1 protein-coding gene and 1 pseudogene are annotated in these 2159 nt (G+C 77.7%); both read left to right on the top strand.

The window, feature by feature from the left end:
* Nucleotides 1-523, top strand: a pseudogene (locus NOD94_RS40875) (hypothetical protein); the annotation flags it as partial.
* A complete protein-coding gene (locus NOD94_RS40870; RefSeq protein WP_281211311.1) occupies nucleotides 520-2157 on the top strand; it encodes a pitrilysin family protein in 1638 nt (545 codons plus the stop codon). The pseudogene NOD94_RS40875 and the gene NOD94_RS40870, both read left to right, overlap by 4 nt.
* The last annotated feature ends 2 nt before the right edge of the window (nucleotides 2158-2159 follow it).

Raw genomic sequence — 2159 nt, 5'->3', positions numbered from 1 at the left:
TTTAAAATTATTACAAAACAGGAGGTTCTTCGTTTCGGCCGCCGCCCCCGGGCGCCTGGGGGCGGCGCCCGCGGCCCGCCCCGCGACCGGCCACGTCCTGTCGCACGGCGCGCCGGGCCTCGGCTCGCTGGTCCTCGCCGACGCCGCCGACGCCGCCGACGCCGCTGACGACGCCGACGACGTCGACGGGGCGGGGGCCGGTGGGGCCGTGCTGCTGACCGGCGAGGACCTGTGCGCCGCCCCGCCGCACGTCGACCTGGGCTGGATCGCCGGTGAACTCGCCGAGTTCCGCTGGCTGCTGGGCGCCGCCGCCGACCCCCGGGTCTGGCAGCGGCCGCTGGACGCCCTGCTCGACGGCTACGGCGGCGACCCCGCGACCGCACGCGACGGCTGCGTGCGCGGCGCCGCCCTGCGCATCGCGCTCCACGCGCACGACACCGCCGCGTACCTCCCGGACGGCGCCGGCACGGCCCGCCGGTACGGCGCCCTCGCCACCGCGCTGGCCGAGGGGGCGGCCGCATGACCGGCCGTACGAACGACCGTACGGGGCTGCGCCGGATGACCCTCGGCAACGGACTGCGCGTGCTGATCGACACGACGGCGCCGACCGGCCTGACGGCCGTCGCGGTGCACTACGGCGTCGGCTTCCGCTCGGAGCCCGAAGGCCGCGCCGGGGTCGCCCACCTGCTGGAACACATGATGTTCGAGGGCAGCGAACGCCACCCGGACCGCGCCTACTTCACCGGTCTCGTGGCCGCCGGCGGGTCCGCCGAGGGCACCACCCACCAGGACCACACGGACTACGTCCACGTCGTTCCCACCGCCGACCTGGAGCACGCGCTGGCCGCCGAGGCCGACCGGATGCGCGCCCCCCTCTTCACCGCGGGCTCCCTCGCCCAGCAACTCGCGGGCGTCGAGGCCGAGATCAGGGCCGCCGTGTACGACGCGCCGCTCGGCGGGCTGCCCTGGCCGCTGCTGCCCGCCCTGCTGTACGACCGCTGGGCCAACGCCCACGACGGCTACGGCGACCTCCCCGAGCTGGCCCGCCTGACGCCCGAGGACTGCGCGGACTTCTTCCGCGCGCACTACGCCCCGGGCAACGCCGTGCTCACGGTCAGCGGCGCGGACGATCCCGACCGGGTCGCCGACCTCGTCACCCGGCACTTCGCCGCCGTGCCGGCCCGGCCGGCCCCCGATACCGCACCCCGCCCGGTCCTGGCAGAACCCCCGCTCGCCGAGGACCGGGTGGGCGTGCGGGCCGTGCCCGGCGGCGGGGCCGTCAGCCTCGGCTACCGGCTGCCCGACCCGGCGGCCGACCTCGACGGCTACCTCGCCCGGCTCGTGGTCGCCCGGCTCCTGGCCGTACCCCCCGTCGACGCGGGCTGCGGCTTCTTCGCGCCGCTGGACGCGCTCGACCCCGACACCCTCGTCATCACCCTGCCCGCCGCCGACGAGGACGGCGTACGGGAGGCCCTGCGCCGGGTCGACGACGCGCTGCGGGCCCTCGCCGGCGTCGCCGACACCGAGGTCCGGCAGGCGGCCGGGCGACTGGCCGACGACCACCTGCGCACCCACCACGCGGTGGGCCCCCGGGCCCGCGCGCTGGGCCGGCTGGAGATCCTCTTCGGCGATCCCGACCTCGTCGACGCACTGCCCGATCGCCTCCGAACCCTCGACGCGGACCGCGTCCGCGCGGCCGCGAGCGCGCTGTCCACCGACCACCGGGCGGTACTGGCCCTGCTCCCGGGCGGCACCCCGACCCCCTTCCGAGACCTGACGGCGCCCCTGGGCCCGGACCCCGACGCCCCGAAGCCCGGCACCCCCGGCACCCGGGTGTCACAGCCCGGCACCACCACCGCAACCGCGCCCACACCGCAGCCCGGTAACTCCACCGCACCCGCGCCGGAGCCCGGCCCCACCGGCACCCCGGTGTCACAGCCCGGCACCACCACCACACCCGCACCCGCACCGACACCCGGCAGCTCCACCGGCACCGGCGCCCCCGCCTGCCCCGCCGCCACGGCGTCGGCCCTCGCCCTCGCCCCGCTGCCCCGCGCTTCGGCGGGGCCGCCCGGGTTGCGGGCGTTCGGGTTCGCCGAGAGCGGGTCCGGGACGGCCGCCGGGCGGCCCGGCGAGATCGGAACAGCAAACCTCTGAAA

This window comes from Streptomyces sp. Isolate_45 (assembly GCF_024721315.2).
GTDB lineage: Bacteria > Actinomycetota > Actinomycetes > Streptomycetales > Streptomycetaceae > Streptomyces.
Note: the sequence above shows the minus strand (reverse complement) of the source record. Positions and strands in the feature narration are given on the sequence as shown.

Excerpts from the sequence above, each read along its gene's own strand:
- NOD94_RS40870 (WP_281211311.1), top strand. The coding sequence starts at position 520 with ATGACCGGCCGTACGAACGACCGTACGGGGCTGCGCCGGATGACCCTC.